The sequence below is a fragment of the Streptomyces sp. NPDC042364 genome (genome assembly GCF_056437585.1).
Genome location: NZ_JBWKAJ010000005.1, coordinates 169,215 through 194,139, shown reverse-complemented (window position 1 = coordinate 194,139; position 24,925 = coordinate 169,215). Strand labels below are relative to the sequence as shown.

Annotated in this window: 26 protein-coding genes; 13 read left to right on the top strand and 13 right to left on the bottom strand. The window is 72.3% G+C overall.

Annotation, left to right across the window (positions count from 1 at the left end):
* Positions 1–37: 37 nt before the first annotated feature.
* Complete coding sequence (locus AC067N_RS12670) at positions 38–1,246, bottom strand: flavin-containing monooxygenase (RefSeq protein ID WP_478678889.1); 1,209 nt, start codon at positions 1,244–1,246, stop codon at positions 38–40.
* 262 nt (positions 1,247–1,508) lie between these two features.
* Here AC067N_RS12670 and AC067N_RS12665 point away from each other — a divergent pair, with 262 nt between their 5' ends.
* The 3 genes from AC067N_RS12665 to AC067N_RS12655 all read left to right on the top strand — a co-directional run bounded on the left by AC067N_RS12665 (position 1,509) and on the right by AC067N_RS12655 (position 3,316).
* Positions 1,509–1,955 (top strand): DoxX family protein, encoded by a 447-nt coding sequence (locus AC067N_RS12665; protein ID WP_478678888.1) that lies wholly within the window; start codon positions 1,509–1,511, stop codon positions 1,953–1,955.
* On the top strand, positions 1,955–2,374 hold the full coding sequence (locus AC067N_RS12660) for a Zn-ribbon domain-containing OB-fold protein (RefSeq protein WP_478678887.1): 420 nt from the start codon (positions 1,955–1,957) through the stop codon (positions 2,372–2,374). Before AC067N_RS12665 ends, AC067N_RS12660 begins: the two co-directional genes overlap by 1 nt.
* Before the next feature lie 135 nt (positions 2,375–2,509).
* Positions 2,510–3,316, top strand: coding sequence for a class I SAM-dependent methyltransferase (locus AC067N_RS12655; RefSeq protein ID WP_478678886.1), 807 nt, complete (start codon positions 2,510–2,512; stop codon positions 3,314–3,316).
* Positions 3,317–3,442: 126 nt separating this feature from the next.
* On the opposite strand, the gene AC067N_RS12650 is transcribed toward AC067N_RS12655, so the two are convergent.
* Both AC067N_RS12650 and AC067N_RS12645 read right to left on the bottom strand, forming a co-directional pair.
* On the bottom strand, positions 3,443–4,129 hold the full coding sequence (locus AC067N_RS12650; RefSeq protein ID WP_478678885.1) for a pyridoxine/pyridoxamine 5'-phosphate oxidase: 687 nt from the start codon (positions 4,127–4,129) through the stop codon (positions 3,443–3,445).
* A 26-nt stretch (positions 4,130–4,155) separates the two neighbouring features.
* Complete coding sequence (locus AC067N_RS12645) at positions 4,156–5,361, bottom strand: thiolase C-terminal domain-containing protein (protein WP_478678884.1); 1,206 nt, start codon at positions 5,359–5,361, stop codon at positions 4,156–4,158.
* A 102-nt stretch (positions 5,362–5,463) separates the two neighbouring features.
* Here AC067N_RS12645 and AC067N_RS12640 point away from each other — a divergent pair, with 102 nt between their 5' ends.
* Positions 5,464–6,663 carry an acyl-CoA dehydrogenase family protein gene (locus AC067N_RS12640; protein WP_478678883.1) on the top strand — a complete coding sequence of 400 codons (1,200 nt, stop codon included), beginning with the start codon at positions 5,464–5,466 and terminating at the stop codon, positions 6,661–6,663.
* Positions 6,663–7,163, top strand: coding sequence for a nitroreductase family deazaflavin-dependent oxidoreductase (locus AC067N_RS12635; protein ID WP_478678882.1), 501 nt, complete (start codon positions 6,663–6,665; stop codon positions 7,161–7,163). Before AC067N_RS12640 ends, AC067N_RS12635 begins: the two co-directional genes overlap by 1 nt.
* Positions 7,164–7,276: 113 nt before the next feature.
* Here the strand turns inward: AC067N_RS12635 and AC067N_RS12630 are convergent, their stop codons facing one another.
* A complete protein-coding gene (locus tag AC067N_RS12630) occupies positions 7,277–7,924 on the bottom strand; it encodes a TetR family transcriptional regulator (RefSeq protein WP_478678881.1) in 648 nt (215 codons plus the stop codon).
* A 232-nt stretch (positions 7,925–8,156) separates the two neighbouring features.
* Between AC067N_RS12630 and kbpA the strand changes: the two genes are divergently transcribed.
* Together kbpA and afsK are read left to right on the top strand one after the other, a co-directional pair.
* Positions 8,157–9,167, top strand: coding sequence for an AfsK-binding protein KbpA (kbpA, locus tag AC067N_RS12625; RefSeq protein WP_478678880.1), 1,011 nt, complete (start codon positions 8,157–8,159; stop codon positions 9,165–9,167).
* A 303-nt stretch (positions 9,168–9,470) separates the two neighbouring features.
* Positions 9,471–11,819 (top strand): protein serine/threonine kinase AfsK, encoded by a 2,349-nt coding sequence (gene afsK / locus AC067N_RS12620; RefSeq protein ID WP_478678879.1) that lies wholly within the window; start codon positions 9,471–9,473, stop codon positions 11,817–11,819.
* A 165-nt stretch (positions 11,820–11,984) separates the two neighbouring features.
* Here the strand turns inward: afsK and AC067N_RS12615 are convergent, their stop codons facing one another.
* Both AC067N_RS12615 and AC067N_RS12610 read right to left on the bottom strand, forming a co-directional pair.
* Entirely contained in the window at positions 11,985–12,176 is a 192-nt protein-coding gene (locus tag AC067N_RS12615; RefSeq protein ID WP_478678878.1) for a hypothetical protein, read from the bottom strand.
* Positions 12,177–12,399: 223 nt separating this feature from the next.
* Complete coding sequence (locus AC067N_RS12610; protein ID WP_478678877.1) at positions 12,400–12,840, bottom strand: ATP-binding protein; 441 nt, start codon at positions 12,838–12,840, stop codon at positions 12,400–12,402.
* Positions 12,841–13,032: 192 nt separating this feature from the next.
* Between AC067N_RS12610 and AC067N_RS12605 the strand changes: the two genes are divergently transcribed.
* From AC067N_RS12605 to AC067N_RS12595, 3 genes are all read left to right on the top strand, one after another.
* Positions 13,033–13,902 (top strand): helix-turn-helix domain-containing protein, encoded by an 870-nt coding sequence (locus AC067N_RS12605; protein ID WP_478679122.1) that lies wholly within the window; start codon positions 13,033–13,035, stop codon positions 13,900–13,902.
* On the top strand, positions 13,899–14,093 hold the full coding sequence (locus tag AC067N_RS12600; RefSeq protein ID WP_478678876.1) for a DUF397 domain-containing protein: 195 nt from the start codon (positions 13,899–13,901) through the stop codon (positions 14,091–14,093). The genes AC067N_RS12605 and AC067N_RS12600 overlap by 4 nt, the downstream gene beginning before the upstream one ends.
* A 99-nt stretch (positions 14,094–14,192) precedes the next feature.
* A complete protein-coding gene (locus AC067N_RS12595; protein ID WP_478678875.1) occupies positions 14,193–14,837 on the top strand; it encodes a dihydrofolate reductase family protein in 645 nt (214 codons plus the stop codon).
* Positions 14,838–14,951: 114 nt separating this feature from the next.
* Here the strand turns inward: AC067N_RS12595 and AC067N_RS12590 are convergent, their stop codons facing one another.
* Positions 14,952–16,070 (bottom strand): fatty acid desaturase family protein, encoded by a 1,119-nt coding sequence (locus AC067N_RS12590; RefSeq protein ID WP_478678874.1) that lies wholly within the window; start codon positions 16,068–16,070, stop codon positions 14,952–14,954.
* A gap of 7 nt (positions 16,071–16,077) precedes the next feature.
* Positions 16,078–17,088, bottom strand: coding sequence for a ferredoxin reductase (locus AC067N_RS12585; protein WP_478679121.1), 1,011 nt, complete (start codon positions 17,086–17,088; stop codon positions 16,078–16,080).
* Between the two features lie 131 nt (positions 17,089–17,219).
* On the opposite strand from AC067N_RS12585, the gene AC067N_RS12580 reads away from it, so the two are divergent.
* Together AC067N_RS12580 and AC067N_RS12575 are read left to right on the top strand one after the other, a co-directional pair.
* Positions 17,220–18,359 (top strand): PucR family transcriptional regulator, encoded by a 1,140-nt coding sequence (locus AC067N_RS12580; RefSeq protein ID WP_478678873.1) that lies wholly within the window; start codon positions 17,220–17,222, stop codon positions 18,357–18,359.
* Between the two features lie 185 nt (positions 18,360–18,544).
* A complete protein-coding gene (locus AC067N_RS12575; protein ID WP_478678872.1) occupies positions 18,545–19,060 on the top strand; it encodes a hypothetical protein in 516 nt (171 codons plus the stop codon).
* 40 nt (positions 19,061–19,100) lie between these two features.
* Here AC067N_RS12575 and AC067N_RS12570 read toward each other — a convergent pair whose 3' ends face one another.
* The 3 genes from AC067N_RS12570 to AC067N_RS12560 form a co-directional block, all read right to left on the bottom strand.
* Positions 19,101–19,880, bottom strand: coding sequence for an enoyl-CoA hydratase/isomerase family protein (locus AC067N_RS12570; RefSeq protein WP_478678871.1), 780 nt, complete (start codon positions 19,878–19,880; stop codon positions 19,101–19,103).
* Positions 19,877–20,293 carry a Zn-ribbon domain-containing OB-fold protein gene (locus AC067N_RS12565; RefSeq protein WP_478678870.1) on the bottom strand — a complete coding sequence of 139 codons (417 nt, stop codon included), beginning with the start codon at positions 20,291–20,293 and terminating at the stop codon, positions 19,877–19,879. The genes AC067N_RS12570 and AC067N_RS12565 overlap by 4 nt, the downstream gene beginning before the upstream one ends.
* Positions 20,294–20,401: 108 nt before the next feature.
* Complete coding sequence (locus tag AC067N_RS12560; protein ID WP_478679120.1) at positions 20,402–21,550, bottom strand: lipid-transfer protein; 1,149 nt, start codon at positions 21,548–21,550, stop codon at positions 20,402–20,404.
* 113 nt (positions 21,551–21,663) lie between these two features.
* On the opposite strand from AC067N_RS12560, the gene AC067N_RS12555 reads away from it, so the two are divergent.
* On the top strand, positions 21,664–23,340 hold the full coding sequence (locus AC067N_RS12555; protein ID WP_478678869.1) for a FadD3 family acyl-CoA ligase: 1,677 nt from the start codon (positions 21,664–21,666) through the stop codon (positions 23,338–23,340).
* Positions 23,341–23,463: 123 nt separating this feature from the next.
* Here the strand turns inward: AC067N_RS12555 and AC067N_RS12550 are convergent, their stop codons facing one another.
* Both AC067N_RS12550 and AC067N_RS12545 read right to left on the bottom strand, forming a co-directional pair.
* Positions 23,464–24,255, bottom strand: coding sequence for a hypothetical protein (locus tag AC067N_RS12550; RefSeq protein WP_478678868.1), 792 nt, complete (start codon positions 24,253–24,255; stop codon positions 23,464–23,466).
* Between the two features lie 421 nt (positions 24,256–24,676).
* Positions 24,677–24,865 carry a sigma-like protein gene (locus AC067N_RS12545; protein ID WP_478678867.1) on the bottom strand — a complete coding sequence of 63 codons (189 nt, stop codon included), beginning with the start codon at positions 24,863–24,865 and terminating at the stop codon, positions 24,677–24,679.
* Positions 24,866–24,925 lie beyond the last annotated feature (60 nt).

Sequence of the window (24,925 nt, the reverse complement as noted above, 5' to 3'; positions counted from 1 at the left end):
CGGCGGTGCCGGCGGTGAACCGGTATCCGGCGTCCGTTCAGCGCGCGGCGCGCACCTGCACGGTGACCGCGTCGCGCGTGGCGACCCCGCCGGCGCGGGCGACGGCCTTGGCGATCTTCTCCGCGTCGAGGGCGAGTTCGCGGAACATGCCGCTGATGGGGTTGGTGAAGCCGGTGAAGTAGAGGCCGGGCGCGTTCCGCGGGGAGCGCGCGCCGTGCACGACCGGTTTGCCGCGACCGTCCAGGACGTCGAGGTGTCCGACCAGTCCCTCCAGGGCGCGGCGGTAGCCGGTGGCGGCGATCACGGTGTCGGGCTCGACGTGCGAGCCGTCGGCGAGGACGACCTTGCCGTGCTCGAACTTCTCGACCGCGGCGACGATCTCCACCTTCCCCTTGCGCACGGCGTCGATGATGCCGACGTCCTGGACTGGGATGGAGCCCTCGTTCACCCGGGAGTACAGGCCCGAGGTGGGGCGGGGCAGTCCGTGCGCGGACAGGTCGGGCACGCTGAGCCTGGCCATCGGCTTGGCGATCCGGTCCACCAGGGCGACCGGGAGACGCCGGACGAGGACGGCGCTGTACTGGGCGGCCCAGCCGGCCGTGGAGCGGCGCACGATGTGCGGCGCCGTCCGCACCGCGAGCCGTACCCGCTCCGCCCCGCCCTCGACGAGGTCGACGGCGATCTCGGCGCCGGTGTTGCCGATGCCCACGACGAGGACGTCGCGGCCCGCGTAGGGCCCGGGGTTGCGGTAGGCGGAGGCGTGCGACAGCTCGCCGGTGTAGGTGTCGCGGCCCGGCCAGTCCGGGATGTGCGGCGTGTGGTTGTAGCCGGTGGCCACGACGACCGCGCCGGCGGTGAGCTCCCGGCCGCCGGTGGCGCGCAGCAGCCAGGTGCCGTCGGGGTTCCGCTCGACGCGGGTGACCTCCACGCCGGTCACGATCTCCAGCGCGTGGACCTCTGCGTACTTCTCCAGGTACCGCACCACGTCGTCCCGGGCCACCCACCGGCCGAAGCGGCGCGGCATCGGCAGGCCGGGCAACGCCGACAGCCGCCGGGTGGTGTGCAGCCGCAGCCGGTCGTAGTGCCTCCGCCAGGACGCCCCCACCGCGTCCGACTTCTCCAGCACGACCGCCCGCACGCCCCGGGCGCGCAGCGCGTGGGCGGCGGCCAGCCCGCCGGGTCCGCCGCCGATCACATAGACCGGGTGGTCGGAGGCAGGGGGCGCGGATGCTCTGGAGTCGGCCATGTGCCCGAGCGTATTCACGTCCCCCATTGATGGGTCTCGGTCAAGACCGGAATTGGTTGCGGATTGATCACGGCTGAGGAGGTGTGGGTGAGGTCTGTGGCGTAGGTCTCCCGGAATGTGGGGGGTGCGTGGCGCGGATGAGGGTGCCGGGGAGCCCCGGCCGCTGCCGCCCCCGTCTGCTCCGCGCGTCTTGCGCATCGCCCTCCCGTCCGCTGAACTGACGTACCGTCAGAAACCTGCGCGGGTGCGAAGGGCGGCAGCGATGGACTCGGTCTGGCTCTCCGGTGGTGAATGGCTGGCTGTTCTGCGGATCGGGCTCGGGCTGTGGTGGCTGGAGAGCTGGCGGCACAAGGACAAGAAGACCTGGTTCGAGGGGGCCGGGATCGCCTGGGCGGCCGGGGTCGCGGGCAAACACCGGTGGGAGGCGGTGCGGAGCGGCTTCGACGTGGTGGTGAAGCCCCGGCCGCGCACCATGGCGTATGTCGTCGCGTACGCCGAACTCGCCCTGGGGCTCGGCCTGATCCTCGGCTTCCTCACCCCCGTCGCGCTGGTCGGAGGCCTGCTGCTCAACCTGCTCTACTTCGTGCTGATGATCCACGACTGGGCCGAGCAGGGGCAGAACTCGATGATGGCGCTGATCTCGGTGGTGGCGTTCTTCGGGATGTCCTGGCAGACCTGGTCCCTCGACAGCGCGCTCGGGCTCTTCTGATGGGCGCCGCCGGGGCCGGCCGGTTCGATCTGCCGGAGGCCGACGCGTTCAGCCGTACGTACTGGGACGCGGCCGCAGAGGGACGGCTGCTGCTGCGGCGGTGCGGGGCGTGCGGGCGGGCCCACCACTACCCCCGCGAGTTCTGCCCGCACTGCTGGAGCGAGGACGTGCGCTGGGAGCAGGCGGACGGCCGGGCCACGCTCTACACCTGGTCCGTCGTCCACCGCAACGACCTGCCGCCCTTCGGGGAGCGGACGCCCTACGTCGCCGCGGTCGTCGATCTCGTGGAGGGGCCGCGGATGATGAGCGAGGTCGTGGAGTGCGCGGCGGAGGACCTGAAAGTGGGGATGGGCCTGGAGGCGGTGTTCCGGCAGGCCGGGGCGGTCCGGGTGCCGGTGTTCCGGGCGCGGGACGAGTGAAGGGACGGGGGAGGGGCGCCCGGCCACGCCACGCCGCGCCGTCCGGCTCCACCACCGACCCCGAGCCGAGCGGGCACGTACACCCCGGGGAAAACCGCGTGCGCCCGCCGGTCCCCGCTCGGTACGGTCCGGAGAATGCGTGAAGAGGGACATGACCACGGAAACGCACAGGCACCCGACGACGGTTACGCCGGCGTCGACGACCCGGACGGCTACTTCGGCGAAGCCGTCGCCGCCCACTACGACGAGACATCCGCCGAGATGTTCGCCCCGAAGACCGTCGATCCGGCCGTGGAGCTGATCGCGGGACTCGCGGAACGGCCCGGACACAAGGCCCGCGCCCTGGAGTTCGGCGTCGGCACCGGACGGATCGCCCTGCCCCTCGCCCGCAGGGGCGTTCCCGTGCACGGCATCGACATGTCGCGCGCCATGGTGGCGCGGATGCGGGCCAAGCCCGGCGGGGACGGGATCGGCGTGACCATCGGGGACTTCGCCACCGCCCGCGCGGACGGCGCGTTCACGGTCGCCTATCTCGTCTTCAACACGATCAACAACCTGACCTCGCAGGACGCCCAGGTGGACTGCTTCCGCAACGCCGCCGCGCACCTCGTGCCCGGCGGCTGTTTCGTCATCGAGGTCGGGGTCCCGGCGCTGCGCAGACTGCCGCCGGGGCAGGACGCGGTGCCGTTCCGTGTGGGCCCGGACCGACTGGGGTTCGACACGTACGACGTGGCCACGCAGGGGCTGCGGTCGCACCACGTGATGATCGTCGACGGGCGGCCGACGCACTTCTCGATCCCGTTCCGGTACGTGTGGCCGGCCGAGCTGGACCTCATGGCCCGGCTCGCCGGGATGCGGCTGCGCGACCGCTGGGAGGACTGGGACCGGCGGCCGTTCACCAGCGAGAGCACCCGGCATGTGTCGGTCTGGGAGAAGGTCTGAACCGGAAGTCCCCGAACCGGAAGTCCCCGAACCGGAAGTCCCCGAACCGGTGGGGCCAGGGCGCGCGCGACGGGGAAGGCGGGACGGGAAGGCGTCCTCCGTCGCGGCACGAGGCCACGATGCGCCTCAGGGCCAGAGGAGTTCCTTGCCCCAGCCGCCTCCGGTCCTGCGGTAGACGAGCCGTACGTGGCGTCGTCGGGCGTCGCCCTGGAAGAACTCCACCTCGTCCGGCTCGACCGCGTACGCCGTCCAGGAGGGCACGGGCGCGTCCGGGTCCCGCTCGGCCCGGTCCCAGGCGTCGTCCGACGCGCGCTCCAGCTCCGCCAGGGAGGACAGCACGGCGCTCTGCCGGCCCACGAGGGCCGCGGCCAGCGCGCCCGTGGAGCGGGCGTGCAGATCGGCCTGGGCGAACGCGGCGGGGGCCACCGTGACCCGGCCGCGCACCCGCACCTGCCGCCCCTGCACGGGCCAGTAGAAACCGAGGGCCGCGTACGGGCGGGCCGCCAGATGCCGTCCCTTGCGGCTGCCTGCGTGCGTGGCGAAGTGCCAGCCATGGCCGTCCACGTCGTGCAGCATCACCGTACGGACGTCAGGGCGCCCCTCCTCGTCCGCCGTGGCCAGCGACATCGTGTGCGGCTCCGCCTGCCCGGCCGCGACCGCCTCCGCGAACCAGGCGGTGAACAGGGGGACCGGTGCGGCGGGCGCCGCGGCCGGGTCGAAGCCGGGCAGCTCGGTGACCTGGGGGTCCCAGACCCGCAGGGTGCGCAGCAGCTGTACGAAGTCGGAGGGGGCGTCGGCGCCGGGAGTGCTCATGCGCCGATTCTGCCGGGCCGGTCCGGTCACCCCCGTCCCAGCACCACCGTCCCCGAGGAGCAGAACCAGCCCCCCGTGCCGGAGACGACGGCGAGACGGGGCAGGTGGCCGCCGGGGGAGCGGAGCTGCCGGTCGCCGGCCTCGCCGCGCAGCTGGCGGACGGCCTCCACGAGGAGGAAGAGACCGCGCATACCGGGGTGCTGGGCGGACAGCCCGCCGCCGTCGGTGTTGACGGGAAGGTCCCCGGAGAGGGTCAGACGGTTCTTCTCCACGAAGGCGCCGCCCTCTCCCTTCGCGCAGAAACCCAGGTCCTCCAGCGTCACCAGCGTCATGTACGTGAACGCGTCGTAGATCTCCGCGAAGTCGATCTCGGAGGGGCGGACGCCGGCCCGCTCGAAGGCGAGGCGGCCGCTGACCGCCGCCGGGGAGACGGTGAAGTCGGGCCACTCCGACATGGTGGTGTGGGAGACGTGCTCCCCGGTGCCGAGGACCCGGACGGATGTGGCGGGCCGGCAGTCGCGTACGTACTCCTCGGCCGCCAGCAGGACCGCCGCGCCGCCGTCGGAGCGGATGCAGCAGTGGAGCTTGGTGAAGGGGTCCGCGATCGGCGGGGAGGACAGCACGTCGTCGACCGTGATCGGCGTGCGGAACATCGCCTCCGGGTTCGCCGCCGCGTTCGCCCGGGCCTGGACGGCCACGGAGGCGAGCTGCTCCAGGGTCGTCCCGTACTGGTGCATATGGCGTCGGGCCGCCATGGCGTACTTGGCGATCAGGGTGTGCCCGTACGGGACCTCGTACTGGAGGGGGCCGCGGGCGCCGAAGGAGAGGTTGCCGGTGCGGCGGCCCGCCCTGATGTCGGCGCGGGCGGTGGAGCCGTACACCAGCAGCACCACGTTCGCGTGTCCGGCGGCGATCGCGTCCGCCGCGTGCGCCGCCATGACCTCCCAGGTGGCGCCGCCGACCGAGGTGGAGTCCACCCAGGTCGGCCGCAGCCCCAGGTACTCGGCCACCTCCACCGGCGCCAGCGTCCCGAGGCCCGCCGACGCCAGCCCGTCCACGACGGTGTGCTCCAGGCCCGCGTCCGCCAGGGCCCGGCGGGCGGCCTGCGCGTGCAGCGCGTACGGCGTCGCGTCGTCCACCCGGCCGCAGTCGGCGAGCGCGACCCCGACGACGGCCACCTCGCGGCGGCCGGACGTTCCCCTGCGGACACCCGGAACGGCAGCAGTGGTCATGAATCTGACGGTACATCAGATTTGCGGGTGGGGGACCTGTGCTTCCGCCGCCTTCCGCTCTAACATGACGCAGCGTCAGATGGAGCAGAGGGGGACCCGCCCATGGACGCCCGCTTCACCACCGAGCAGGACGAGATCCGCCGTACGGTAAGGGAGTTGCTGCTCAAGCGCAGCGGCCCCGAGGACGTCCGGGCGGCTGTACGGACCGGCCAGGGATACGACACCGCGCTCTGGGCGACGCTCGCGGAACAGCTCGGGCTGCCGGGGCTCGCGCTCCCCGCGGAGTACGGAGGGGTCGGCTGCTCGGTCACCGAACTGGCCCTGGCCTGCGAGGAGCTGGGGCGCGCCCTGACCCCCTCGCCGCTGCTGGCCACCTCCGTCCTCACGGCCCCCCTCGTCCTCGCCCTCGGCACCGACCGCCAACGCGCCCGGCTCCTCCCCGACCTCGCCGCCGGACGGCTCACCGCCGCGCTCGCCGTACCCGGCACCGCCCTGGCCGCCGCCCTCGCCCTGACCGGCGACAACCACGGCGAGTGGGCCGGCGGCGGCCGGGCCGGGGGAGTGCAGGCCCGGCGGTCCGACGACGGCTGGCGGCTCTACGGGGAGGTCGCCCAGGTGCTCGACGGGCACAGCGCGGGCCTGCTCCTCGTGGCCGCCCACACCGGCGGCTTCGCCCGGTCGCGCACGCTGCTGTTCCTCGTACGGGCCGATGCCACGGGGCTCGTACGGGTACGGCAGACCGCCCTCGACGGGACACGACCGGTCGGCCGCATCCAACTGCGCCACACGCCCGCCGAGTTGTTGGGCGAGGACGACGAGGCGGACGTACCGGCCGCGCTCGCCGAGGTGGGTGACGCGGCCGCGGCCGTCCTCGCCGCCGAGGCCGTGGGAGCGGCCGACCGGGCACTGGAACGGACCGTCGCCCATGTGCGGCAGCGGGAGCAGTTCGGACGGCCGATCGGATCGTTCCAGGCGGTCAAGCACCGGCTGGCGGACGTGTACGTGGGGGTGCAGGCCGCCAGGTCGGCGGCGTACTACGCGGCGTGGAGCGCGGGGGTGCGCGGCGAGCGGGTCGGCGGGCAGGCGCTCGCCCAGGCCCTGGAGGCACTCCGGCTCGCCGCGGCGGAGGGTGTCCAGTTCCATGGGGGGCTCGGTTTAACCTGGGAACACGAGGCACATCTGTACTTCAAGCGCGCGGCGGCCGACGAGCTGCTCCTCGGCCCCGTGCACCGGCTGCGGGGGCGGGCCGCGGAGCTGGCGGGCATTGTCGGGGGCGGCGACGACGAGGAGGTGCGGGGCTGATGGCCTCGAAGAGCGCGAGCGGCCTGAGGGACCTGGGCGTGCGATGGGTGCAGAAGGTGTCGTCCGCTCCGGCGTTCGCGCGGGTGGCACCCCATGTCATACCCGCCCTGGACCGGGCGGTGCACCGGGCGACACGGGGCAGGGTGCTGCTCAGCGCACAACTGCTGCCGGGGGTCGTCCTGACCGCGACCGGGGCGAGGAGCGGGATGCCGCGCCGTACGCCGCTGGCCTGCATGCCCGAGGCCGGCGGCCGGAGTTGGCTCCTCATAGGCTCCAACTTCGGACGGACCGACCACCCCGCCTGGACCGCGAACCTCCTGGCCCACCCCGACGCCGTGATCAGCTGGAAGGGTGAGGACATCCCGGTCGCCGCGCGGCTCCTGGAAGGCGAGGAGCGGGCGGCGGCATGGAGGGAACTGCTGCGCTTCTGGCCGCCGTACGCGACGTACCAGGCACGGGTGGAGCGGGAGATCCGGGTGTTCCGGATCGTCCGGCGGTGAGGACGCGGCAGGCGGCGTCCCTCCGGTGAGGACGCGGCAGGCGGCATCCTTCCGGTGAGGGCGCCGCCTGAGTGACAGGATCTGCGTCGGGGGCCGCCCAGGGGTGCTCCTGGTTACTTCGTGGGCTTCTTGCCGGTGATGCCCAGATGGACCAACAGAGCCAGGTTCGGCTTCAGTTCGGCCTGCTTCACCCCCCAGGACTGGAAGCCCTTCTGGTGCGAGGAGACCGAGGCGAGCATCGCGACGAGAGAGCCGGCGAGGGCCCCCGGGTTCACGTCCTTGTCGACCCGGCCCTTGGCCTGGAGCTCCTTGACGCTCTCCGAGAGGGAGTTGGTGACCGAGTTCAGGATCTTCATACGGATCTTGTAGAAGCGTTTGTCGCCCTCGGCGGCGCCCAGGTCCACGACCCGGAGGATCGCGTCGTTCTTGCGCCAGAACTCCAGGAAACCGTCGACGAGTTCCTGAGCGGTCTGCCAGCCGGCCTTGCCCACCCAGGAGCGCCCTTCGAGGAGTCTCGTCAACGTGGCGCCCTCGGCCGCCATTTCCTCGGCGATCTCCAGAACCGCGCCCTCGACGTCCGGGAAGTACTGGTAGAAGGTCGCGGGCGAAGTCCCCGCCTTCCGGGCGACATCGATGACTTTGACGTCCCGGTAGGGGGAGGAGCTGAGCATCTCGCTGAGGCAGTCGAGCAGCTTCTGCCGGGTCGCCTGCCCACGTCGGCCGGCCACGCGGCCGTCGACGGTACGCACTTGTCCTGTCATGACGTCAGCTTACCGAGGGGTGATGGGAGCGCGATTCGGCCGACTGCAAATGGGGAGTACGGGCTTCACCAAGGGGTTCTCGGGATGCGACGGGGAGTGGGGTGGCGGGTTTCTTTCGCTGCGGGCGGGAGAGCGGACGGCCGGGGTCCCCGGGGTGCGGACCGCCGCCCCGCGGCACCCGCACGCACCCGCTCCGCGCGCGGGTCGCGTGAGCCGCCGTTAGCTTGGCGGTATGTACCCCGAGGGCGTTCCGTGCTGGATCGATGTGCAGCTTCCCGACGTGGAGGCAGGGAAGCGCTTCTACGGCGAGCTCTTCGGCTGGACGTTCAAGGTGGCCCCCGGCGACGGGGCGCACGAGGTCTGGGCGTACCTCCCCGCCGAGTCCGCCACGCCCTCCGCCGGCCCCACGCCGCCCGTCCCCCCGGAGCCCGGCGCCCCTGTGCCCGACGCAGAGCACCCCGGCGCCAAGGGACCTGGAGCCGCGGAGTCCGGTGCCGCGGAGTCCGGTGCCGAGGAACCCGGTACCAGGGAACCCGGCGCCGCGGAGCCCGGCGCCTCCGCCGCCGCGGCCCTCGCCCCGGTCGCCGCGCTCGCGCCCAAGCCGGACGGGCGGATGCCGACCGTGTGGACGCCGTACTTCGCCACGCCGGACGCGGTGGCGCTCACCGCGCGGATCAGGGCGGCCGGCGGGCAGGTGATCACGACGCCGACCCCCATCGGGGACCTGGGCGTCACCGCGCTGGCCACGGACCCGGAGGGGGCCGTGTTCGGGCTGTGGCAGGCGGGCGCGCATCAGGGCTTCGGGCGGCGGCACGAGCCGGGGACCTTCGCCTGGGCGGAGCTGTACACCCGCGACACCAAGGCGGCCAACGCCTTCTACGCCCACCTCTTCCACGACGCGCTCTTCGGGCCCGACGCCGACCCCGACTTCGGGCGGGCCGCCGTCACCGAGGTGTTCCCCGCCGAGATGCCGCCGCACTTCCTCGTCCACTTCGGGACGGAGGACTGCGAGGCGGCCCTCGGCGCGGTCACCCGGCTCGGCGGGCGGGTACAGGTCCCCCCGTTCCCTACGTCATACGGAAATGTGGCGGTCGTCACGGACAATCAAGGCGCCTCGTTCGCGCTGCTGGAGCCGGCGGCCGGGCGCGAGCGGCGGGAGGCGCCGCAGGGGGCGGGCCGGGAGGAGCGGCTCCCTGACGATCTGCGGTCAGAAGGGGACGAAGAGCGCGAAGACGAAGGCTGAGTGGCCGCCGTACCAACGTCGTGCGGGTAGGCGCCGGCGAAGGCCCTATCGGAGGACGAGTGGGTTGTGCGCCGGTGGTACACCGCCTGTCCGGCTGTTCCATCATGCGGGCTCCCGCTTCCCACGGGGCGGACGGCGTGGTTTTGTCCTGAGACACCCCGTTCCGCACCCGGGTTCGCAACCTGCCCCCGGTACAGGAAGAATCGGGGTGCGTGCCGCCATGGCGGTGCGGTGGTGAGACGCTGCACGGGGTCGCGCACACAACGTGGGTGACGCGGGCCGTACGGGGAGGTGGCAGGGCAAGTGGATCAGCTGACGCAGCACGATCCGCGGCGGATCGGGCCGTTCGAGGTGCTGGGACGGCTGGGTGCCGGCGGCATGGGGCTGGTCTATCTGGCGCGCTCGGCGTCGGGTCGGCGCGTGGCGATCAAGACCGTGCGGACGGAACTCGCGGAGGACCAGCTCTTCCGGGTGCGGTTCACGCGCGAGGTCGAGGCGGCCCGCGCGGTGTCCGGCTTCTACACGGCGGCCGTGGTCGACGCCGATCCGCGGGCCGCGGTGCCGTGGCTGGCGACCGCGTACGTTCCCGCGCCCTCGCTGGAAGAGATAGTGAACGACTGCGGACCGCTGCCGGTCCAGGCCGTGCGCTGGCTCGCCGCGGGCGTCGCCGAGGCCCTCCAGTCCATCCACGGCGCCGGTCTCGTCCACCGCGACCTCAAGCCGTCGAACGTCCTCGTCGTCGAGGACGGGCCCCGCGTGATCGACTTCGGTATCGCCTCCGGCGTCTCGAACACCCGTCTGACCATGACGAACGTCGCCGTCGGCACGCCCGCGTACATGTCCCCCGAGCAGGCGAAGGACTCGCGCAGCGTCACCGGCGCCAGCGATGTCTTCTCACTCGGTTCCATGCTCGTCTTCGCGGCCACCGGGCACGCCCCCTTCCACGGCGCCAACCCCGTCGAGACCGTCTTCATGCTGCTGCGCGAGGGCCCCGACCTCTCCGGGCTCCCGGACGACCTGCGGCCCCTCATCGAGTCCTGTATGCAGATGGACCCGACCGCCCGGCCCAACCCCGCCGACCTCCAGGCCCAGCTCGCCCCCCACCTCTTCGGCTCCGGGTCCGACGACAGCGGTACGGCGTCTGCGTGGCTGCCCGAGAAGGCCGTCGCCCTCATCGAGACCCGTCGCGGCGGACGCCCGGCCCCCAAGCAGGGCCAGACCTCCGGCGGCCGGCCCAACCCCGCCGGCCGGCCCACCGCCCCGGCACCCGTGCCGCCCCCGCCCTCGTACGACCCGGCACCCGTCTCCGTCGGCTCGCCCGACACCGGGCCGGTACGGCTCGCCGGCGCGCCGGTGCCCATCGGGCCCGGACCGCGGGTCGCCGACGCCCGCGCGGCCGCCGTGAAGGCGCCCCCGCCCGAGGCGGGCCTCGCCGCCTCCTGGTCGCGCCCCCGCACCGGGGTGAACGGCGCCGACCCGGCGCCCGCCGTGACCACCGCCCCCGCGCCCGAACCGGCCGCCTCCGGCTGGCGCCCCTGGCGTTTCCGCATGTCGAACGACGTATGGGGCACCCCGTCGGTCGCCGACGACCTCGTCTACGTCACCTCCTTCGAGGTGCACGCCCTGGACGTCGCCACCGGACGGCGCCGCTTCAAGACCCGTGACGTCGCCTGGTCGATGGCGGTCGCGGACGGCCGGATCCACGCCTCCGACGGCCCCACGCTCTTCGCGCTCGACGCCCGGGAGGGCACCGACCTCTGGCGGCTGTCCACCGACGCCTGGGTGTACTCGCTGAAGGCCGACCGCGGCACCGTCGTCACCGCCACCCGCGGCGGCGGCGTACAGGGCTGGGAGGCCTCGAACGGCCACAAGCTCTGGGAGATCACCGGCACCCAGACCGACTTCGAGTCCCCCGAGGCCGGGCCGCTCGTCCACGACGGCACGGTGTACATCTGGAAGGACGCCAGGCTGCGCGCCCTGGACGCCCGCACGGGCGAGGAGCGCTGGTCGTACCCCATCGGCGACGCCGCGTCCTGCGGCGGCGTCCCCGTCCGGCTGACCCCGGCGGCCGACGGCTACGTGTACGTCTCCGCCGGCAGCCGGGTGCTCGCCATCGACGTGGCGAGCGGCCATGTCCGCTGGCACTTCGAGGCGCCGGCCGTCTTCCTCTCCGCGCCCACCTTCGCGCCCGGCCCCGCCGTCACGGGCGGCGGCGTCTACCTCGCCGACTACCTCGGCACGGTCTACGCCCTCGACGCCACCGACGGCCGGGACCGCTGGCGCATCGCCACGGAGTCCCGCTCCTCGCTGGAGCCGGTCCTCGTCGCCGCCGGCCACGTCCACGTCGGCAGCGGCAAGGGGCTCTACACGCTCGACGCGGTCACGGGCACCCCGAAGTGGCGCTTCCAGGCGGGCGGCGAGATCGTCGGCGCGCCGTCCGTCGCCGAGGGCCGCATCCACTTCGGCTCCACGGACCACCTCCTCTACACGCTGAAGGCCGACGACGGACGCCTGCGCTGGAAGCTCGCGACCGGCGGGGAGATCACCGGGTCACCGGTGGTCAAGGACGGCGTCGTGTACGCGTGCAGCAAGGACCGCTGCGTGTACGCGCTGGACGCGGAGAAGGGCACGGGGACGGCGCGCACGAGCTGAGTGAGCGCCGGGCGCCTGACGGCTCGGGGGTCCGCGTCGGTGCGGCGGGTGCGGGTGGTTCGTGGTTTCTCGCGCCCACGCGGCGGAGCCGCATGTGTCACCGCCCCGCGCCCCTGAACAGCGGGCCGGGGGCGCGCCCCGTGCTTTTCGGCCCGCGCCGCTGCTTCAGCGCCGGATGCGTGCGGCTCTCGCCGCCTCGCGGTGCCGGTCGCCGAGCAGCTCAGAGCGGTAGCAGTGGCGTGCCGGGACGCGGCAGCCGTCGTCGCAGACGAGGACGTGGTCGAGCCACGCGTGGAAGGTGGCCCTGACCGGGTCCGCCTGCCGAGGCCGCGCCCCCGGCTCCTCGCTCATGCCCATCTCGGCCGCTCCTCTCCCAAGTAGGCCGCGACGTAAGGCCGTACGAGGTCCCGCTCCGCGTGCACCGGGTACTCGTCGGCTGCCTTCCTGTACGGACGCGGCGGCTCCCAGCACGGTTCGCGGGGGAGCGGCGGCAACCACCGGCCGTGTGCGGCCCGATGCCGTTCCGCGCGCGCGGCCCAACGCCGCCAGCGGCCGCGTTCGGGGCTGAGCGCCGGCGGTGTCATGTGCCGCACGAGGGCTCCCCGGGCACGAGGAAGTACGCCCACACGCACTTGGTGAACGGCCGGGCCTCGCATCCCCACCGCTCCGCCAGCGCGGCCACGAGCACCAGCCCGAGCCCGCCGTCGTCCTCCGGGTCGCGTTCCGCACGCGGCGCCGGAAGCCGCCCCCGGTCCGGGTCGGCCACCTCCACGAGCAGGCCGCAGCCCCGGATCGAGAGGGTCACCTCGATCTCGGCGAGGGGCACCTGGCAGTGCCGTACGGCGTTGGCGACGAGTTCCGTGGCCACGGTGGCGATGTCGTCGGCGAGTTCACCGCCGACCGCCCAGTCCTTGAGGATGCGCCGCACCTCGGCACGGGCTTCGGGGACGTGTCGTCTGCGCTTGGGGATACGGAAGGAGCCGCGGCGCGGGTGGGAGGGGTGCGGGGTGAGTGCGGGCATGGCTGGGAGACCCCCTGACGTGGCGTCAAGACCGGCCGCTGAGGGGCGGCGCGTCCTTTGAAGCTAGGGGCAAATTCGCGACCTATGCAATGAGAACCATTGAATACATGCACTAGTGCCACTCGATGGGGTGACGCCGCCCTATGGTCGGTGCCGGACGTGGCAGGGTGGCCGGAGGAGAGGGGGGTGTCCATGCCCGCAGGTGGACGGCCGACCGTGCGCAGTAGGCGCCTGGGTTCGGCGCTCAGGACGTACCGGCAGGCCGCCAAGGTGGATCAGCCGCAGGCGGCCGAAGTGATCGCGTCAAGTCAGGCAAGGATCAGCCGCATTGAGACGGGTCATGCGACACCCCGAGTCATCGAGGTAAGGCTGCTGCTGGACGCGTACGGCATCACGGACCAGGAAGTCCGCGACAAGTTGGAGGAGTTGGCCAAGCACTCGAAGAACCGAGGCTGGTGGCTCGAACACGCGGAGCACCTACGACCGGACTACCTCGACCACATCGCGTTGGAGGACGACGCAACGTACATCCGTGAATGGTCCCCGGTTCTGGTGCCAGGGCTTCTGCAAACCCCGGCCTATGCGGAGGCGGTCATCTCGGCGACTCCCCACTACATCGCCCCTGACCGGATCGCCCATCTGGTGAAGGTGCGTGCGGGGAGGCAAGCGAAGATCGAGGAGGGCGGGGCAACGTACGCCGTCATCATCTGGGAAGCGGTGATCACGCACCCGGTAGTGAGCCCCGAACTCCATCGGGAACAGCTCTCCAGGATTCTTGAGGTAGGGGAGCGGAAGAACGTCACCGTGCAGGTGCTGCCGTTCAGCGCGGGAGCGGTGGCGGGCCTGACGGATCCCTTCTCCTCCTTCAGTTTCGAATCCGAGCCGATCGTTGAAGCCGTAACTCTGGAAAACCTGCGGGGAACTTCGGTCTTGGAGGCACCCGAGGACCTCGCGGCTTACGCCCATGCGCATGACCATCTACGATCGGCAGCACTGGCACCCGATGCCAGTGCGCTGCTGATTCGGAGCGCACTGCGAAGTAGCAAGGAAGACGCATCGTGACCGAGGTCATAGGCCACTTCCGGAAGTCCACGCACTCCGGAGGCGAGGGCAACTGCGTCGAAGTTGCCCTAACCTCCACCGGTGGTCGAGCCGTCCGCGACAGCAAGGACCCCCACGGGCCCCTCCTCCACCTCACCCCTGACGGCTGGCGCGCCTTCCTCGACGGGGCCAGGAGCGGCGCGTTCGGATAGAAGTTGCGGGCCGCTGTCGATCCGGCCACGTCCCGTTCGACGTCATGATGTGGGGCGCTCCGCCGCACGGTGACGCGACAAGACCTGACAAGGACAGACGTGGACCAACTGCTCAGAGTGATGAACTTCAACGTCTCGAGTGACGGGATCGGTGCCGGTGAGCACCAGAGTTTCGAGCGGCCGTTCGGGCACGACCATCCGGAGAGGCTGTTCGCCTGGGCCGGAGCCACGGCGAGCTGGCCCATGCGCACGGATCCCGGAGGGAGCCGGGGTCTCGACGACTACTTCACGCGGGACTTCGACCGCAACATCGGTGCCGAGATCATGGGCCGCAACAAGTTCGGGCCCCAGCGCGGGCCCTGGCAGGACCACGAGTGGCGCGGCTGGTGGGGACAGGAGCCCCCGTTCCGTACTCCGGTGTTCGTCATGACCCACCACCCGCGCCCGTCGTTCACGCTCTCCGACACCACGTTCCACTTCGTCGACGGCGACCCGGCCGCGGTCCTCGAACAGGCACGGGAAGCGGCGCGGGGCAAGGACGTCCGGCTCGGCGGCGGGGTCACCACCATCCGGCAGTTCCTTGACGCCGGCCTCGTCGACACCATGCATGTGGCGGTCTCACCGGTGAAGCTCGGGACCGGACTGCGACTCTGGGAGTCCCCCGATGAACTGCTCGACCGGTTCCACCTGGAGGTCGTGCCCAGCCCGAGCGGGGTGACGCACCACCTGTTCTGGCGAAGGTGACGCGAGGACCCACCCGGGTCAAGGCCGCGACGGCGAGGGGGGCGTCCGCCCGGCGGACGCCCTTCACCTCCGCCGCCTCGGCCCCGGCGGCTGGGGCGCCACCCGTACCGGGAATCAGGCGGCGATGAGTTCCTTCTCGTGGTCCGGCGTCGTGACCTTGGGCTTCTTGTTCGGCAGCGAGAGCCGGAAGACCTTGTGCCACGCGGAGAACACCTGCTTGGGCAGCGGCCCGGTGACGTACTCCAGCTCATACTTCTCGAACAGCGCGCGTACCTTCACCGCGACCTCGGCGTACCGGTTGCTCGGCAGGTCCGGGAACAGGTGGTGCTCGATCTGGTGCGACAGGTTGCCGGTCATGAAGTGCATGGCCTTGCTGCCGCTGATGTTCGCCGAACCCATCATCTGGCGCAGGTACCACTGGCCGCGCGTCTCGCCCTTGATCGACCGGCGCTCGAAGACCTGCACACCCTCGGGGAAGTGCCCGCACATGATCACCGAGTGGGACCAGAGGTTGCGGACCAGGTTCGCGGTGAACGTGGCGGCGAGGGTGGTGAGGAACGACGGGCCCGACAGCAGCGGGTGGATCACGTAGTCCTTGAGCACCTGCTTGCGGATCTTGCGGCCCACGGCCCTGGCCCGCGCGCGGAACTCCGGGTTCTTGCGGCGGCGCTTGTGCAGGTTCTTGCCGAGTTCCAGGTCGTACGCGGCGATGCCGTACTCGAAGAAGCAGGCGTTGATGAAGTTCCACAGCGGCTGGCCGAGGTGGAACGGGTGCCACTTCTGGTCCTCGTCGACGCGCATGATGCCGTAGCCGAGGTCGTTGTCCTTGCCGATCACGTTGGTGTACGTGTGGTGCAGCTCGTTGTGCGAGTGCTTCCACTGGTCGGCCGGTGAGACGTGATCCCATTCCCAGGTGGTGGAGTGGATCTTCGGGTCCCGCATCCAGTCCCACTGGCCGTGCAGGATGTTGTGGCCGATCTCCATGTTGTCCATGATCTTCGCCACGGACAGGCCGGCGGTGCCGATGATCCACGCGGGCGGGAAGAACGAGAACAGCAGCACACCCCGGCTGACCAGCTCCAGCTTGCGCTGCGCCGAGATGACCTTGCGGATGTAGGCGGCGTCCTTCTCTCCGCGGCTGGCGATCACCTCGTCGCGGATCGCGTCCAGCTCGCGGCCGAGCTCCTCGATCTGCTCCGCGGTCAGGTGGGCGGTGGGGTCGATGGCGGTCAAGGTGCTCCTACCGTTCGATGTCGCAGGGGCCCGCCGCGGCGGACACGCAGGTCTGGATGAGGACGCCCGGCTCGGCCTCGGTGATCTCGCCGGTGCGCAGGTCGCGGACGGCGCCCGCCTTGAGCGGCGTGACGCAGCCGAAGCAGATGCCCATGCGGCACCCGGACGGCATGAGCACGCCGGCCTCCTCGCCGATGTCCAGCAACGGTGTGGCGCCGTCCGCGTCGACCGTCTTGCCGGTGGCGCTGAACGTGACCTCGCCGCCTTCGCCGGCGACGACGATGCCGGAGCGGAAGCGTTCGGTGTGCAGGCGTTCTCGCACGCCGTGCCCGGTCCAGTGCCTTTCGGCGGCGTCGAGCAGGCCTGCGGGTCCGCAGGCCCAGGTCTCGCGCTCGGCCCAGTCCGGCACGAGTTCGTCGAGACGGGCGATGTCGAGCATGCCGTCGGTGTCGGTGTGCAGCTCGGTGAGACGCAGCCTGCCGTTCGCGACGAGGTCGTGCAGCTCGTCACGGAAGATCACGTCGTGGGGCCGTGGCGCGGAGTGGACCATCACGACGTCGTCGAGCTCCGTGTCGCGCAGCATGCCCATCACGGGCGTGATGCCGCTGCCCGCCGTCAGGTAGAGCACCTTGGCGGGCTTGGCACGCGGCAGCACGAAGTCACCGGTCGCCTGGTCGAGCTGGATCAGCGTGCCCGGTTCCGCCCGCCGGACCAGGTGGTTGCTGACCTTGCCGTCCTCGATCGCCTTCACGGTGATCGTGATGCGCCCGTCCTGGCGGCTCGTCGGCGAGGTGAGCGAGTAGGCACGCCACAGGCGCACTCCGTCGACGTCGACCCCGATCCGCACGTACTGACCGGCCGTGTGGCCGCGCCAGCCCCGTCCCGGCCTGATCACGATGGTCGCGGCGTCACCCGTCTCGGGGTGCACGGCCTCGATGCGCCCACGCAGGTCGGCGCCCGCACGCAGCGGGCTGACCAGGTCGAGGTAGTCCGACGGCAGCAGCGGCGTCGTGACCATCTCCAGCAGTTTCCACGCCCTGCTGCGGAGGGCTGTACTCGTCATGACTCCAGCTTGCTGCGCCTCAGGGCGTAAAGTCCTGACCGCAGGATGTGAATCTGGTCGGATGAATTGTTCGCAGGGAACAAAACGTGAGCCATGCAATCCAGAGGGCCAGCGAACTGGCCCTGGACGAGACGACGGTCACCGCGCTTCGGGCCGCGCTGAGGACCACCGCCGACGAGGTCGTCCAGGCGATCATCGACGAGGTCCCTCCCTACGCCAACGCCCTCTCGGGCAGCATGGGCGGCACCATCCGCCGAGCCGTCCGCACCGCCCTGGGGCACTACCTGGACCTCGCGAGCGGGAAGGCCACGGGCGGCGACGCCGGGGACGCGGCCTACGAGCTGGGCCGCGGCGAGGTCCGCGACGGCCGTTCGATGGACGCTCTGCTCAGCGCCTACCGCGTCGGCGCCCGCGTCGCCTGGCGATGCCTGGCAGCGGGTGCCGTACCCGCAGGGCTGCCCGCCGCCGAGGTCGCCAAGTTCGCCGAGCTGACCTTCGCCTACATCGACGAGCTCTCCGCCGCGAGCGCCGCGGGCCACGCCGACGAACTGGCCGCCCGGGGCCGTGCCCAGGAGCGCCACCTGGAACACCTGGCCCGCGACCTCCTCGCCGACGCGAGCCCGGACGTGCTGATGGCCTCCGTCCAACGGGCCGGGTGGCAGCCCCCGGTCTCGCTGACCGCGGTCCTGCTGCCCGCCGCCCAGGCCCGGCCTGCCTACCGCGTGCTCGACCCGAGCACCCTCGTCCTCGACGATCTGCCGGACGCCACCGGTGTGCTGCTCGTTCCCGATGCCGACCGACCACGTCTGCTGAGGCAGCTGAACGGCCGCACCGCCGTGGTCGGCCCGGCCCGGCCATGGACTCGTGCGTCCGCCTCGTACGCACGGGCCGTACGCGCGCGCACCCTCTCCTCCGACATTCGCGACACCGAGGACCACCTGCCCGAGCTGGTGCTGAGCGCCGACATGGACGCGCTCGCCGACCTGCGGGCCCGAGCCCTCGCACCGTTGCGGACCCTGCCTGAGGCGACCGCGCGGCGGCTGGAGGAGACGTTGCGGGCATGGCTGCTGCACCAGGGCAGGCGCGACGAGGTGGCGGCGGCGTTGTTCGTCCACCCCCAGACGGTCCGGTACCGGATGTCGCAACTGCGGGAGCTGTTCCCGGATCTCGCATCACCACACGGGGTCCTCGAACTGACGCTGGCGGTCGGTCTTCGGGCCGGCTGACGAGTACGTCGACCGTCCACGACCGCGTCCGCGAGCGGTCCGGACACCGTGCCTCGTTGTGCGCAACCGCTTGCTCCGGACCCCTTGGCCGGATCGCTGCTATCGTGGCGTGCACCTGCCAGCAATGTGCTGGCGTTTCGCCATTTCGGCGCCCATATCGCAACGTTTCAACGGGGGTTGAACACGTGAAGTCCCGACACATCCGTGCCGTCGCCGTCTTCGGTATCGCCGTCATCGCCCTCACCGGAGCCCGCGGCTCCGGCGGCGGAGGGTGCTCGGGCGGCTCGTCCTCGTCCAGCTCCTCCAGCTCCAGCGGCGGCTCCAGCAGCTCCGGCGGCTCCGACAGCGGCTCCTCGACCACCTCGGGCGGCAGCAGCACCGTGGGGACCGGCGGCTCGTCGAGCTCCAAGCGCGGCGCCGCGAGGGACCTGAAGATCGAGACCTGCACCTACGACAACGGCCTCGTCTCCCGCGTCCGCGCCACCAACAGCAGCTCCACCAGCACCTACTCCTACGAGTTCGACCTGGAGTTCACGGACGCGAGCGGCACTGTGCTGTACACCGCCGAGGACAACAGCATCCCCTCGGTGCCGCCGGGCGAGTCCGCCACCGTCGACGTGAAGGCGCCCGCCGGCACGGCCGACGGCGGCGCGAGCGGCGGCAGCTGCAAGCTGACCGATCTGGAGCGCTCCTCCTTCTGAGGGGTCCTCGGTGAAGGACCCCCGAGCCCCGCGCCGGGGCTCACCGCACCCGGAACCCGCCCGGCCGGCGTCCCGCGAACAGCTCGGACTGCCGGTCGGCCGGGAGGTTGCCCAGCGAGATCAGGTGCGGCGCGTGCGCCAGGGCGTGCGTCCGCGCCGCCTCCCGCGCCGCCCAGCAGGCCCGCACCGTGCCCTGCACGGCCTCCGTCGGATACCCCGCGACGACCTCCGCGCACCGTACGGCCGCCGCCACCGCCTCTCCCGGTTCCGTCACCTCCGACACCAGCCCCACCTCGTACGCCCGCCGGGCCGACATCCGCTCGGCGGTGCCCATCAGCGCCATACGGGCCGCCTCCCCGTAGGGCATCCGCTGGGCCATGAGGATCGACTCGAAGGCGCTCACCATGCCGTACGTGGTGTGCGGGTCGAAGAAGGTCGCCGTCGAGTCCGCGACCACGAACTCCGCCTCGCCCAGCAGATAGAACGCGCCGCCGCAGGCCATGCCGCCCACGGCCGCGATCACCGGTTTCCAGAGGTCGTTGGCCTTCGGGCCGATCGCGATCAGCGGATCGTCGACCGAGTAGGGGGAGCCGGGCTGGGGCACGCGGGCCGCCATGTCGCGGTCGACTCCTGTGCAGAACGCCCGCCCGCCCGCACCGGTGACCACCACGGCCCGCACGGTGTCGTCGAACCGCAACTCCCGCCAAACACGGCCCAGTCGCTCGGCCATGTCCGCGTCGATCGCGTTGAGCTTCTCCGGGCGGTCCAGGGTCAACAGCGCGACGCCCGTGCCCTGGTCGGTGGTGAGACGCAGGGTCACGAGCGCTCCAGTACCCACTGGGGCAGGCCCTCCGGGGTGAACACGACCTGGACGCGCGCCCCGATCCGGATGCGGTCGGCGGGCACGGAGTCGAGGCGGGCCCCCGCCCCGCTCACCAGGTTGCCGACGAGCCGGACGCGCGGGGCGTCGGCCAGCTCGACGAGGATCACGTGGTACGGGGCCTGCTCCGCGTAGTCCGGCAGCAGCGGCGGGTGCGGGACCACGTACGACCAGATGCGGCCCCGGCCGCTCAGGGGCCGCCACTCGCTGTCGAAGGACCGGCAGTGCGGGCAGCAGGGCCGGGGCGGGAAGCGCGGCTCGCCGCAGTCGGCGCAGGCCTGGACCCGCAGTTCGCCCCGGGCCGCGTACTCCCAGAAGGGGGCGCCGTCGACGTCCACGACCGGTGTCAGCATGCCTTCGACTCCCTCACTCGTCCTGCGTCCTTCACCCGTCCTGCGTCCTTCACCCGTCCTGCGTCCCTCACTCGTCCTGCGTCCCTCACCCGTCCTGCGTCCGCGCGCTCAGTTGCGCAGCAGCAGGGCCGAGGTCGGTACGCCCTCGCCCGCCGTCACCAGGCAGGTCGCCGCGCCGGGCACCTGCGCGGTGCTCGTGCCGCGCAGCTGCCGTACGCCCTCGGTGATCAGGTTGAACCCGTGCACATAGGCCTCGCTGAGGCCACCCCCCGAGGTGTTCAGGGGCAGCCGGCCGCCGATCTCCAGGGCGCCGCCCTCCGTGAAGGCGCCGCCCTCGCCGCGGGCGCAGAAGCCGTAGCCCTCCAGGGAGAGGGGGATGAGGGCGGTGAAGGCGTCGTAGATCTGGGCGACGTCGATGTCGTCCGGGGTGAGGTCCGCGTGCTTCCACAGATGCCGGGCGGCGGTCCAGGCGGGGCCGGTCAGCGGGTCGTCGTTCCAGTAGTTGACCATGCCGTGGTGCTGGGCGGGCAGGCCCTGGGCGGCGGAGTGGACGTAGACCGGGGTCCGGCGGCAGTCCCGGGCGCGCTCGGCCGAGACGACGACACACGCCAACGCGCCGTCCGTCTCCAGGCAGTTGTCGAACAGGCACAGAGGCTCGCTGATCCACCGGGAGGTCATGTACATCTCGCGGGTGAGCGGGCGGTCGTACATGATCGCGGCGGGGTTCTGGTTGGCCCGGTTCCGGCAGGCCAGGGCGACGTTGAAGAGATGGTCGCGGGTGGTGCCGTACTCGTGCATGTGGCGGCGGGCCAGCATGGCTATCTCGTCGGCGGGCCGCAGCAGCCCGAAGGGTCTCGTCCACTGGGCGGGGGTGGGCAGTTGGACCGTGGTGTTCTTCCACGGGCGGGGACCCGAGCCGCGTTTGCGGGACCGCCAGGCGACGCCGACCGTGGCCTGGCCGGTGGCGATCGCGGCGGCCAGATGCGCGACCGTGGCGCACGAACCGCCGCCGCCGTAGCCGACCTTGCTGAAGAAGGTGAGGTCCCCCAGACCCAGGGCCTTGGCCACCTCCACCTCGTCCGTCTCCTCCATCGTGTACGAGGCGAGCGCGTCGACCTCGTCCGGAGCGATGCCAGCGTCGTCGAGCGCAGCGAGGATCGCCCGGCACGCCAACGCCCGCTCGCTCTCCGGCAGCTGCTTGGCGAAGGGGGTCTGGCCGATGCCGACGATCGCTGTCGCGTCCTTGAGCACGGCCATGGGAGCCATGGGGCACACCTCCGCACCGGGGGTCGCTGGCTGCTGACAGTGCGTCAGCGTACAGCTAATCTGACGGGTAGTCAGCTAGTGCGACTCGGGTACGGAGGCCGGCTGTGTGCGGTGACTCGGCAGAACACGGTGACGCGGAGGTACGCGGTGACCTGGAGTGGGGGACCATCCCGGGGCTGGTCCGCGCCGCGGCCGACCGGTACGGCGAGACCGAGGCGGTCGTCGAGGGGCGTACCCGGGTGTCGTACGCCGAACTCGGCGCACGCGTCGAGCGGGCGGCGGCCGCGTGCGTCGCGGCCGGGGTAAGGGCCGGCGACCGCGTCGCCATCTGGGCGCCCAACTCCCTCGACTGGATCACCGCCGCACTCGGTGCCGTCTCCGCCGGGGCGGTCCTCGTCCCGCTCAACACCCGCTTCAAGGGCACCGAGGCCGCGGACGTGCTGGCCCGCAGCCGGGCGAAACTCCTCTTCGTCACCGGCACGTTCCTCGGCACTTCGTACGTGGCGTCGCTGCGGCGGGCGGCCGGTCAGGGGCTGCTGCGGCGGGCGGCGGGCCCGGCCGTGGTGGGCGGCGGGCCACTGCCCGGCCTCCCGCACCTGGAACAGGTCGTCGTCCTCGCCGACGACGCCCCCGCCGACTTCCGCACCTGGAAGGACTTCCTCGCGGGCGGCGACGGGGTCGCGGCCGCGACGGTACGGGCGCGGGCGGCGGCACTGAACGGCGACTCACCGTCCGACATCATCTTCACCTCCGGTACCACCGGCCGCCCCAAGGGCGCCGTCATCACACACGCCCAGACCCTGCGCGCGTACGAGGTGTGGTGCCGGCTGGCCGGCCTCCGCCGGGGCGACCGCTACCTCATCGTCAACCCGTTCTTCCACACCTTCGGCTACAAGGCCGGAGTGATCGCCTGCCTGATGCGGGGCGCCACGATGATCCCGCAGCCGGTGTTCAACGTGCAGACGGCCATGGCCAACGTGGCCGCCGAGCGCGTCTCGGTCCTCCCCGGCCCGCCGACCCTGCACCAGTCCCTCCTGGACCACCCCGACCGCGACGACTACGACCTCTCCGCCCTGCGCCTGGTCGTCACCGGCGCGGCGGTGGTCCCGCTCCGACTGGTCGAACGCCTGCGGACGGAGCTGCGCGTCGACACCGTCCTCACCGCGTACGGGCTGTCCGAGGCCGGCGGCATCGTCACGATGTGCCGGCGCGGCGACGATCCCTCGGTGATCGCCTCGACCTCCGGGCGGGCGATCCCCGGCACCGAGATCCGGGTCGTGGACGCCTCGGGCGCCCCGCTGCCGCCCGGTTCCCCCGGAGAGGTCCTGGTCCGCGGCTTCAACGTCATGCGCGGCTACTTCGAGGACCCCGACGAGACCGCCCGCACCGTCACGGACGACGGCTGGCTGCGCACCGGCGACGTCGGCGTCCTCGACGACGCGGGCAACCTCCGTATCACCGACCGCATCAAGGACATGTTCATCGTCGGCGGGTTCAACGCCTACCCTGCCGAGATAGAGCAGCTCCTCGGCCTCCACCCGGACGTCGCCGACGTCGCGGTCATCGGCGTCCCCGACCCCCGCCTCGGCGAGGTCGGCAAGGCCTTCGTCGTCCGCCGCCCCGGCTCCCTCGTCACCGCCGACGACCTCATCGCCTGGGCCCGCCGCGAGATGGCCAACTACAAGGTCCCGCGGACGGTCGACTTCGTCGGCGAACTGCCGCGGAACGCCGGCGGCAAGGTGGTGAAGGGGGAACTGCGGGGCCGGGCCGGGGCCATCTGAACGGCCCGCCCGCCCGACCGCCACTGACCCCGCCCGCCCGCCCGACCGCCACTGACCCCGCCCGCCCGCCCGACCGCCACTGACCCCGCCCGCCCGCCCGGCCGGCCGGCCGGCCGGGCGGGGTCAGTGGCGGGGGCGGCGCGTGGGCCCTTGGCCGCCCCCCTGGGCCTGCCGGGCCGAGGCGTCGGCGAGGGCGGCGCGGATCTCCCGGATCATCCACGTCGGACGGTGGAAGACGTCCTGCGCGGTGACCCGGAGGACGTTGCGGACGCCCGGGCACCTGAGGACCTCGTTGAAGCGGGCGACGTCCCGCCGGTGGGCGTCGCGGGAACCGTGGTACGCGTACCCCTCGACCTCGACCGCCAGCCCCTCCCGCCGGAAGAGGAAGTCGAGCCGGACCCGGCGGCCGCTGCCCGTCACGAGCTCGACCTGGCTCTCGGGCCGGAGCCCGGCGTCATGCATCCGCAGCCGGGCCACGGTCTCGGCCGGCGACCCGGCGCCCGGGTCGCACAGGCGCAGCCAGGCACGCGCCCGGGAGCCGCCCCGCGCGGGCGCGTCCAGAGCGGCGGCGATCGCGTCGCGGCGGACGAGCGGAGCCCTGCGCAGGCCCGCGACCCGGCGGTACGCGAGGGCCGAGTCCACGGCCACCACCGCGTCGTCCCTCGGCCCGGCCCGGAGCAGGTCGGCGAGGGTGCGCGCCGGGGACGTCACCCGAAGACCCCGCCGCTCCCTCACCTCGGCCTCGCCGAGGGGCATGCGGTGCACCCGTACGCCTTCCCCGGGCTCCCTCCGGAGGGTGAGCCCGGGGTCGATGAACTCCATGGGGCGGTCGGCGGTGTCGCCGAGCATCTCGATCAGCCAGAGGGCTGCCGCCGAGCCGTGGCTCACCACGAGCCGGGGCTTCAGTATCTGCACGGCCCGGTGCCGGGTGAGGTTCCCGGGTTCCTGCCCCGGTTCGCCCCAGGCCCCCGCCCTGAGGCGAACCCAGCCCCCGTCCCGCAGGGCCCGCCCCAGACTCCGCCGAGGCCAGCCCGAGTCAAGGGCCCGCGAGGTGAGCAACACCCCGCCCTCCACCAACTCCCCCAACGCCTTCCGCTCCACCCCCCCAAGATCCCACCCCCACCCCCAACCCCCCCGCCCCCTGTGGATAACCCCCCACTGCAAACAGCGATCGGCGGAAACGGGCCAGAAAGGCGCCCTTTTTGCGGTGATATACCCGATTTCACCTGGCCCGGGCTTGCCAATCATCCCTTCCCCGAGGGGCCGCGGTGGCTTCCCCTCCGTGTCAGCGCGGGTGTGCCTCGGGGGAGGTGGGGGGTGGGGGGTGGGGGGTGGGTTACTTGCCGCCGAGGTTCAGGGACGGTGGGGCGGGGGTGTGCTGGTCGAGGGTGGTGATCTCCGGGTCGGCCGGCGGGGCCGGGGTGTGCTGGTCCAGCTTCTTGGGCTTCGGGTCGATGCTCGGCGGGACCGGGGTGTGCTGGTCCAGCGTGACGATCTCCGGGTCCTGCTTCTTCTCTTCGCTCATGGCTCGAACTCCCCACACGTGAAAGCTGCTTTGGGTGGAACACCCGTCCGGCGGCTCCCC

Bases quoted from the DNA above. Each gene is read 5' to 3' on its own strand.
- AC067N_RS12660 (WP_478678887.1), top strand. From the start codon at position 1,955: ATGGGCGCCGCCGGGGCCGGCCGGTTCGATCTGCCGGAGGCCGACGCG.
- AC067N_RS12545 (WP_478678867.1), bottom strand. From the start codon at position 24,865: ATGAGCGAAGAGAAGAAGCAGGACCCGGAGATCGTCACGCTGGACCAG.
- AC067N_RS12565 (WP_478678870.1), bottom strand. From the start codon at position 20,293: ATGCTGACACCGGTCGTGGACGTCGACGGCGCCCCCTTCTGGGAGTAC.
- AC067N_RS12585 (WP_478679121.1), bottom strand. From the start codon at position 17,088: ATGGTCACGACGCCGCTGCTGCCGTCGGACTACCTCGACCTGGTCAGC.
- AC067N_RS12630 (WP_478678881.1), bottom strand. From the start codon at position 7,924: ATGACAGGACAAGTGCGTACCGTCGACGGCCGCGTGGCCGGCCGACGT.
- AC067N_RS12605 (WP_478679122.1), top strand. From the start codon at position 13,033: ATGCCCGCAGGTGGACGGCCGACCGTGCGCAGTAGGCGCCTGGGTTCG.
- AC067N_RS12640 (WP_478678883.1), top strand. From the start codon at position 5,464: ATGGACGCCCGCTTCACCACCGAGCAGGACGAGATCCGCCGTACGGTA.
- AC067N_RS12635 (WP_478678882.1), top strand. From the start codon at position 6,663: ATGGCCTCGAAGAGCGCGAGCGGCCTGAGGGACCTGGGCGTGCGATGG.
- AC067N_RS12615 (WP_478678878.1), bottom strand. From the start codon at position 12,176: ATGGGCATGAGCGAGGAGCCGGGGGCGCGGCCTCGGCAGGCGGACCCG.
- AC067N_RS12650 (WP_478678885.1), bottom strand. From the start codon at position 4,129: ATGAGCACTCCCGGCGCCGACGCCCCCTCCGACTTCGTACAGCTGCTG.
- AC067N_RS12560 (WP_478679120.1), bottom strand. From the start codon at position 21,550: ATGGCCGTGCTCAAGGACGCGACAGCGATCGTCGGCATCGGCCAGACC.
- AC067N_RS12610 (WP_478678877.1), bottom strand. From the start codon at position 12,840: ATGCCCGCACTCACCCCGCACCCCTCCCACCCGCGCCGCGGCTCCTTC.
- kbpA (WP_478678880.1), top strand. From the start codon at position 8,157: ATGTACCCCGAGGGCGTTCCGTGCTGGATCGATGTGCAGCTTCCCGAC.
- AC067N_RS12665 (WP_478678888.1), top strand. From the start codon at position 1,509: ATGGACTCGGTCTGGCTCTCCGGTGGTGAATGGCTGGCTGTTCTGCGG.
- AC067N_RS12655 (WP_478678886.1), top strand. From the start codon at position 2,510: ATGCGTGAAGAGGGACATGACCACGGAAACGCACAGGCACCCGACGAC.
- AC067N_RS12645 (WP_478678884.1), bottom strand. From the start codon at position 5,361: ATGACCACTGCTGCCGTTCCGGGTGTCCGCAGGGGAACGTCCGGCCGC.
- AC067N_RS12670 (WP_478678889.1), bottom strand. From the start codon at position 1,246: ATGGCCGACTCCAGAGCATCCGCGCCCCCTGCCTCCGACCACCCGGTC.